Origin of the sequence: Marilutibacter aestuarii (genome assembly GCF_006546775.1) — a bacterium.
Lineage (GTDB): Bacteria > Pseudomonadota > Gammaproteobacteria > Xanthomonadales > Xanthomonadaceae > Marilutibacter > Marilutibacter aestuarii.
On record NZ_VICE01000049.1, the window covers coordinates 1 to 8404 of the forward strand.

The window sequence follows — 8404 nt, forward strand, 5'->3', positions numbered from 1 at the left end:
GAGGCGCACAGGGGACCGGTGCGGCGAAGCCGGACCGGCGGACGATGGAGCCGGCGGTTTTGGTTCCTTTTGACAAGACAAAAGGAACCCGCCCACAGGGCGGAAGCCTTTGACTTTGCCTGGGGATCCCCCCCCCCGCAGGATGGGTAGGCGAAGCAAAACCCATCGCTCGTCGTGGCCGTCAGCCAAGGTGGGGATCGCCTTCGGCTCGACCCATCCTACGGCGACGCTGCAGCCGTGTCTTGGCCGGTAGCCTCCCACACCCCGTCATCCCAGCGAACGCTGGGATCCAGCTTTTGACAGGTCCGGGCAGATGTCCCCCTGGCCCAGCGCAGCACGCTGGGCGTTCGGCCAGACCGCGCGGCGGTGCCGCGCAAGCGCTCCACGTCTCCGCAGCGAACGCGGGGATCCAGCCTCTGTTTCCCAACCTGCAGTCGACCATCGCCCCAGGTGCGCTTCGCTTGCCTGGACTACGTGGTTTGTGGCGACGCCGCGGGCTGAACGCGTCCTGCACGAGCGCCCCGGAGACCGGCGCGGCCCGGCGTTACAGCGATCGGCAGTTCGGTCATCATGGGCGTCATGAATCCTACCGTCGTGTTCTGGCTCCTCCTGGGCCTGGTCGTCCTGATCGGCGGCGCCGAGCTGCTCGTGCGCGGCGCCTCGCGCATCGCACTGGCCACTGGCATGTCCTCGCTCGTCGTCGGCCTGACCGTGGTGGCCCTGGGCACCAGCTCGCCCGAACTGGCCATCAGCGTCGGCGCCGCACTGAAGGGTTCGCCCGACATCGCACTGGGCAACGTCGTCGGCAGCAACATCGTCAACGTGCTGCTGGTGCTGGGCCTGTCGGCGCTGATCGTGCCCCTGGTCGTCGCGCGGCAGCTGATCTGGCTGGACGTTCCGGTCCTGGTGGCCGCCTCGGCCGTCACCTGGTTCATGGCCACCGACGGCGGCATTTCCCGCGGCAACGGCATCGCACTGCTCGCGGCCGGCGTCGCGTACACCCTCATGCTGGTCCTGATGAGCCGGCGCGAGGCGAAGAATGCGCCCGAGCCCGAGACCGATGCCGCGTCCGCCCCGGCCCAGCCGCTGTGGAAGAACCTGCTGATGCTCGTCGCCGGCCTGGCATTGCTGGTCCTGGGCGCGCGCTGGCTGGTCGCGTCGGCGGTGGAGATCGCCGCCTCGCTCGGCGTCAGCGAACTGGTGATCGGACTGACGGTGATCGCCATCGGGACCTCACTGCCCGAGATCGCGACCTCGATCCTGGCGACGCTGCGCGGCGAACGCGACATTGCCGCCGGCAACGTGATCGGCAGCGGCATCTACAACCTGCTGGTGGTCCTGGGCGCCACCGCCCTGGTCGCGCCCGACGGCATCGCGGTCAGCCGCTCGGCCCTGCACTTCGACATCCCGGTCATGATCGCGACCGCCGTGGCCTGCCTGCCGATCTTTTTCAGCGGCCACCTCATCGCCCGCTGGGAGGGTGCACTGTTCCTGGGCTACTACGCGGCGTATACCGCCTACCTGCTCATGGACAACACCGGCCATGCCGCGCTGGAAGAATTCAACGACGTCATGCTGTGGTTCGTGATCCCCTTGACCGTGATCACCCTGGCGGTGGTGGTGTCGCGCGCGTGGCGCAACCCGCACAACGCCAGGGTGCTGGACGAGTCCTGACCGCTCCGATGGGACGGGGCAGGCCCCTCAACGCCAGATGTCGCCATCGACACCCGACGCCATCCCCGGGTGCTCGACGATCCTGAAGGTGGGACTGCCCCCGGCGCGCAACTGCGCGTCGTAGTCGCGGGTCAGCCGCACGACCACCCCCGACAACATGACGATGGCCACCAGGTTGATCGAGGCCATCACGGCCATGGAGGCGTCCGCGGCGTCCCAGACCAGCTGCACCTTCGAGAACACGCCCCAGGTGATGGTCGCCAGTGCCGCCAGGCGCAGCACCAGCAGGCCCATGCGCCCGCCGCCCAGGTAGAGCAGGTTGCTCTCGGCGTACGAGTAGTTGCCAAGGATGGTGGTGAAGGCGAAGAAGAACATCGCCACCGCGACGAAGCCCGCGCCCCAGTCGCCCAGGAACACCGTCATCGCCGCCTGCGTCACCTGCACCCCGTCATGGCCACCCTCGCCGAGTACGCCCGAGAGCAGGATGATGATGCCCGTGGCCGTGCACACCAGCAGGGTGTCGATGAACACGCCCAGTGCCTGCACCAGGCCCTGGCTGGCGGGATGATGCGGCACAGGCGTCACCGCCGCGGCGACGTTGGGCGCGCTGCCCATGCCGGCCTCGTTCGAATACAGGCCGCGCTTCACGCCCTGCAGCATCGCCACGCTCAGCACGCCGAGCAGGCCGCCGGCCGCGGCATCGAGCCCGAAAGCGCCGCGCAGCACCTGCAGCAGCACGCCCGGCACCTGCGGCAGGTGGGTCAGGACGATGCCGCCCGCGAGCAACAGGTAGGCCACCGACATGAAGGGCACGACCCAGGACGCGAAGCGCGCGACCGATCGCAGTCCGCCGAAGATGATCGCGGCGGTCAATACGACCAGGCCGCTGGCGACGGTGACCGGCGCCAGGCCGAACGCGCCCTCCAGCGCCTGCGCCATCGCGTTGGCGTGCACGCTGCTGAAGACCAGCCCGTAACTGAGCAGCAGCGCCAGCGCGAAAGCCACGCCCATCCAGCGGTGCTTCAGGCCACGGGTCATGTAGTACGACGGCCCGCCCCGGTACTGGCCATCCTCGCCGCGCACCTTGTAGAGCTGCGCCAGCGTGCTCTCGGCATAGGCCGTGGCCATGCCCAGCACGGCGGTGCACCACATCCAGAACAGCGCGCCCGGCCCGCCGACCGCCAGCGCGATCGCCACGCCGGCCAGGTTGCCCGTGCCGACGCGGGCCGCGAGGCTGGTGCACAGCGCCTGGAACGGGGAGATGCCGCTGTCGTCGGCATGCGTGCCACGTGCCACGAGGCGCAGCATGTGGCCGAAACGACGGAACTGGAGGCCGCGCAGGCGCAGGCTGAAGTACACGCCCACCGCCAGCAGGCCGTAGACCAGCACGTAATCCCACAGCACGGTGTTGATCGCGCCCACGACGGGCGCAAGGACGGCCTCGATGGCATCGAGCAGGACTTGCATCGGCGGTCTTTCCCCATGGGCGCGCTGGGCGGTGCCGGCGATGGTAGCAGTGCGCCGGCCGCACGCCCGGCGGGCCTTCGACCCGGGGCGGGGCCTCAATGCCTGCGGCGCTACCGCTTACTCACGTAAAATCCGTATCCCCAGACAGACACACAGGCCAGGAGTGCCCATGAAGATCCTCGTTATCGGCGCCGGCGGCCGCGAACACGCCCTGGCCTGGAAGCTGGCGCAGTCGCCGCGCGTGGACGAAGTCATCGTCGCCCCGGGCAACGCGGGCACCGCGAACGAGGACAAGTGCCGCAACCTCGCCTGCGAGGTGAGCGACATCGACGGCCTGCTGGCGATCGCCGCCGGCGAGGGCATCGACCTCACCGTGGTCGGCCCCGAGGTACCGCTGGTGGCGGGCGTGGTCGACCGCTTCCGCGAGGCCGGCCACCGCATCTTCGGCCCCACCGCCGCCGCGGCGCAGCTGGAGGGCAGCAAGGCCTTCGCCAAGGACTTCCTTGCCCGGCACGGCATCCCGACCGCGCACTACCAGGTGTTCACCGAAGCCCAGGAAGCGCTGGAGTACATCCGCGAGAAGGGTGCGCCGATCGTCATCAAGGCCGACGGGCTCGCCGCCGGCAAGGGCGTGATCGTGGCGATGACCGAGGCCGAGGCCGAGGCGGCGGTCACCGACATGCTGTCCGACTACGCCTTCGGCCAGGCCGGGGCGCGCGTGGTCATCGAGGAATTCCTCGACGGCGAGGAAGCCAGCTTCATCGCCGTCGTCGACGGCGCGACCGCACTGCCGATGGCGACCAGCCAGGACCACAAGCGCGTCGGCGACGGCGACACCGGCCCCAACACCGGCGGCATGGGCGCCTACTCGCCGGCGCCGGTGGTCACCCCCGAGGTCCACGAGCGGATCATGCGCGAGGTCATCGAGCCCACCGTGCGCGGCATGGCGGCCGATGGCGTGCCCTTCACCGGCTTCCTGTATGCCGGGCTGATGATCGATCGCCATGGCGCACCGAAGGTCATCGAATTCAACGTCCGCTTCGGCGACCCCGAAACACAGCCGATCATGCTGCGCCTGCAGTCGGACCTGGTCGAGCTGCTCGACGCCGCGATCGATGGTGCACTGGCCGGTCGCGACATCGACTGGGATCCACGCGCATCGCTGGGCGTGGTCATGGCCGCGGAAGGGTATCCGGGCAAGCCGCGCAGCGGCGACACCATCGGCAGCTGGGACACCCCGGACGTCGAGGGCGCCAAGGTCTTCCACGCCGGCACCCGGATCGAAGGCGAGCACGTGGTCACCGCCGGCGGCCGCGTCCTGTGCGTGTGCGCGCTCGGCGACACCGTGGCCGAGGCGCAGCGCAATGCCTATGCCGAGGTCGCCGGCATCTCCTGGCATGGCGAATTCCATCGCCACGACATCGGCTGGCGCGCCATCGCGCGCGAACAGGGCGAGACCGCCGGGGCCTGAGCCCGGCGGCAACAGGACGTCAGCCGCCCTCGCCTTCGGCGGGCGGCTGCAGCGACTGGGCCACCTCCTCCAGCGCGGCGATCTCCTCTTCCAGCGCGTCGTAGAACTCGCCCTGGCGCGTCATCAGGCCCTCGATCTTCGAGGCATGCGCCAGCCCCGACAGCTCGCCGTCGAACAACAGCCACTGCGTGGTCAGCAACTCGACGTTGTTCTTGGCGTAGTGCCGCATCTCCTTGAGCTGGGCCAGCGTGTCGTTCACATGTTCCAGCTCGCTCTTGTGTTCGGCGGTCATGGCGACCTCCTTCCAGCAGGCATGTGCCTGCAGGGTAGCCACGCCGGGTGGGCAGCCCGTGAATCATCGAGCGGGCACGACGGCTAATCGACCGCCTTTCGGCCCCCCCTGACAAACCGTGACACAGGTCCGGTCACTCAATGACCAAAATGGGCAATTGATCACAGTTGAAGAAACTGGGACCATTCTGCGCAGGACCGGTCCCGCCGCACGGGCACGACCGCCGAACACAGGGGAAATCGAATGTTTCGTAAGGCACTGGGCACCCTCCAGGGTGCGACGGCGGCTGCGCGCGTGCGCGGCAGCCATGGCGCTCGAACCCGCGCGATGCGATGGCTTGCAAGGCTGGGCATGGTCCTCCTGGCCACCTCGGCGCTGGCGGCACCGGCCACCGCGCAGGTCATGACGATCACCAACGCCTCGCCGTCGTTCTACACCGGCCCGGGCCAGACGATCACCTTCACTTTCAGCTACGGCCAGTCGAACGCGATCACGAACTCGATCAGCCTCAGCGGCACCAGCGTTCCGGTTTCGAACTTCAGCTGCGGCGGCCTGCCGCTCGCGCCCAATGGCAGCACCACCTGCACCGGCACCTACACCACGACCAGTGCCGACGCCTGGGGCGTGTTGCTGTTCGGTGGTTTCACCGCGCTCGACGGCAACGGTACACCGCGAGGCGGCCAGATCTCCAACCGGTACGTAGTCCCGAACGGCGACACGCCGCCGCAGGCGCAGGCCTTCGCCCTGGTGTCCAGCGTGAGCGAGAACGGGGGGCAGCCGTTGCGTTTCCAGGTAGGCCTCAACAAGCTGGCGGCCACGCCGGTCACCCTCTTCTACACCCTCGGGGGCACGGCGAGCGCAGGCAGCGACTACACGCCGCCGGGAGGCTCGGTGACGCTGCCGCTGGGCGCGATGAACTGGGAAGTCACGGTCAACCCGATCGGCGACGCGACGTACGAACCCAACGAGACCGTCGTGGTGAACATCGCGCCGGGCACCGGCTACACCATCGGTTCGCCGGCCAGCGCGACCGGCACGATCACCAACGACGACGCGGCCCCCCTGCCCGACCTGTCGATCAGCGACGTCACGGTCGCCGAGGGCAATACCGGCACCAGCACCGCCACCTTCACCGTAAACCTGGGGTCTCCGGCGCCGGCGGGTGGCGTCAGCTTCGACATCGCGACCGCCAATGGCAGCGCCAACGCGGGCTCCGACTACGTCGCGCGCAGCTTGACCGGGCAGACCATCCCCGCGGGCAGCAGCAGCTACAGCTTCAATGTCCTGGTCCTGGGGGACACGACCTTCGAGGCCAACGAGACCTTCTTCGCCAACGTGTCCAACGTCTCCGGCGCGGCGCTGGTCGACGGCCAGGGACTGGCGACGATCACCAACGACGACGCCCCGCCCCAGGCCAACATCAGCGTCGCTCCGGCCAGCGTGACCGAGGATGGCGCGGTCAACCTGGTGTTCACCGTCAACATGACCTCCCCCGTCGCCTCCGCGACGACCGTGAACTTCGAGGTGCTGGGGTCGGCCACTGCAGGCGTGGACTTCGGCGCGATCGGCACCTCCGTGACGGTGCCGGCGGCATCGAGCAGTGCCATCATCGTCGTCGATCCCATCGTGGACACCCTGTTCGAGCCCGACGAGTCCGTCAGCATCGGCCTGCTGGCCGGTACGGGTTACCAGGTAGGCGCCCTGCAAGGCGCCTCGGGCACCATCCTGGACGACGACCTCCAAGCGCAGACGATCACCTTCGCCAACCCCGGTGCGCAGAACTTCGGCACCTCGCCGACGATTGCCGCCACGTCCGACTCGGGCCTGGCCGTCGCGTTCACGTCCGCGACGACGGCCGTGTGCACCATCACCAGCGGTGGCGTGCTCGACTTCATCACCGCCGGCACCTGCACCATCAACGCCGACCAGGCCGGCGACGCGACCCGTGCGCCGGCCCCGACCGTGACCCGTTCGTTCACCGTCAATGCCGTCGCGCCGGGTGCGCCGACCACGGGCACCGCGACTGCCGGCGATGGCCAGGCCACCGTCTCGTTCACGGCGCCCGCGTCCAACGGCGGCGCGGCGATCATCGGCTACACCGTTACTTCGAGCCCGGGCGGATTCAATGCGACCGGCCCGACCAGTCCGATCACGCTCACCGGACTGGCGAACGGCACGACCTACACCTTCACCGTGACCGCGAACAACAGCGCGGGTACCGGCAGCGCCTCCGCGGCGTCGAACGCGGTGACCCCGGCCGCGCCGATCACCCTCGGTCCCACCACGCTGCCCGCATCGACGGTCGGCGTCGCCTACAGCCAGGCGGTCACCGCCAACGGCGGCGTCGCACCCCATGCCTACGCCGTCACCGCAGGCGCCCTGCCGGCGGGCCTCACGCTTGGCAGCAACGGCGTGCTCAGCGGCACGGCAACGGCAGGCGGCACCTTCAACTTCATCGTCACCGCGACCGACAGCGTGACCGCACCCGGGCCGAACAGCGGCAGCCGCGCCTACAGCCTCACCATCGCCGCGGCGAGCGTTGCGCTCGCCCCGGCGTCCCTGCCGCCGGGCATGGTCGGCACCGCTTACGCCGCGACCCTCTCGGCCAACGGCGGCACGGCACCCTACACTTTCGCGGTGACCGCCGGCGTGCTGCCGCCCGGCGTGTCGCTGTCCAGCTCGGGCGCCATGAGCGGCACGCCGGCGACGGCCGGGAGCTTCAACTTCACCGTCACCACCACCGACAGCAGCTCGGGCACCGGCCCGTACACGGCGTCACGGCCGTACTCGGTGACGATCGCCAACGCGGTGCCGGTCGCGCGCAACAGTACGGCATCCGTTGCCTACGGCGCCGCGGGCGTGATCGCGCTGGACATCGACGGCGTGGTGGACACGGTGTCGATCGGCACGGCGCCGGCGCACGGCACCGTGTCGGTGAGCGGGACCACCGCGACCTACACGCCGGCTGCCGGTTACGCCGGTGCGGACAGCTTCAGCTTCACCGCGGCCAATGACGGCGGTACTTCGGCACCTGCCACCGTGGCGGTCAGCGTCGGCGGCCCGGTGATCTCGGTGACCGCGGGCGGCGGCATGGCCGCGCAGGTCGGCGTGCCGTACACCCAGACCTTCGCCTGGTCGGGCGGCCGCGCGCCGTTCTCCGGCTTCCAGGTCACCGGCCTGCCGGCTGGCCTGTCGGTCACCGGCACCACGTCCGACACCGCAACCGTATCCGGCATCCCGACCGAGGCCGGCAGCTTCCTCCTGGTCGCCACCGCTATCGATGCCAGCACCGGCGAGGGTCCGTTCACCGGCAGCGCGGGGTTCAACCTGTCGGTGTCCGCGCCGACGCTGGCCCTGGTGCCGGGCGCTTCGAGTTTCGATGCCGGCTACGACACGGCGTTCTCTCAGTCCTTCGCCGCCAGCGGTGGCGTGGGTCCCTACAGCTACGCGCTGTCGGGCGCACTGCCCGCCGGCATGACCTTCAACGGCGACACCCTGTC

5 protein-coding genes are annotated in these 8404 nt (G+C 69.7%); 3 read left to right on the plus strand and 2 right to left on the minus strand.

The genetic code is table 11. The annotated features are described in order from the left end of the window. Positions 1-579 precede the first annotated feature (579 nt). Positions 580-1674 (plus strand): calcium/sodium antiporter, encoded by a 1095-nt coding sequence (locus tag FKV25_RS05170; protein ID WP_141517738.1) that lies wholly within the window; start codon positions 580-582, stop codon positions 1672-1674. A 27-nt stretch (positions 1675-1701) separates the two neighbouring features. On the opposite strand, the gene FKV25_RS05175 is transcribed toward FKV25_RS05170, so the two are convergent. Then, positions 1702-3141, minus strand: coding sequence for an alanine/glycine:cation symporter family protein (locus tag FKV25_RS05175; protein ID WP_141517739.1), 1440 nt, complete (start codon positions 3139-3141; stop codon positions 1702-1704). Between the two features lie 169 nt (positions 3142-3310). Here FKV25_RS05175 and purD point away from each other — a divergent pair, with 169 nt between their 5' ends. Continuing rightward, positions 3311-4612 (plus strand): phosphoribosylamine--glycine ligase, encoded by a 1302-nt coding sequence (purD, locus tag FKV25_RS05180; RefSeq protein WP_141517740.1) that lies wholly within the window; start codon positions 3311-3313, stop codon positions 4610-4612. 19 nt (positions 4613-4631) lie between these two features. On the opposite strand, the gene FKV25_RS05185 is transcribed toward purD, so the two are convergent. Then, positions 4632-4904: a hypothetical protein gene (locus tag FKV25_RS05185; RefSeq protein ID WP_141517741.1), complete on the minus strand. Its 273-nt coding sequence runs from the start codon at positions 4902-4904 to the stop codon at positions 4632-4634. A 243-nt stretch (positions 4905-5147) separates the two neighbouring features. On the opposite strand from FKV25_RS05185, the gene FKV25_RS05190 reads away from it, so the two are divergent. After that, a partial coding sequence (locus FKV25_RS05190; protein ID WP_211345374.1) for a putative Ig domain-containing protein occupies positions 5148-8404 on the plus strand: 3257 nt, incomplete at its 3' end.

Excerpts from the sequence above, each read along its gene's own strand:
- FKV25_RS05170 (WP_141517738.1), top strand. The coding sequence starts at position 580 with ATGAATCCTACCGTCGTGTTCTGGCTCCTCCTGGGCCTGGTCGTCCTG.
- FKV25_RS05175 (WP_141517739.1), bottom strand. The coding sequence starts at position 3,141 with ATGCAAGTCCTGCTCGATGCCATCGAGGCCGTCCTTGCGCCCGTCGTG.
- purD (WP_141517740.1), top strand. The coding sequence starts at position 3,311 with ATGAAGATCCTCGTTATCGGCGCCGGCGGCCGCGAACACGCCCTGGCC.
- FKV25_RS05185 (WP_141517741.1), bottom strand. The coding sequence starts at position 4,904 with ATGACCGCCGAACACAAGAGCGAGCTGGAACATGTGAACGACACGCTG.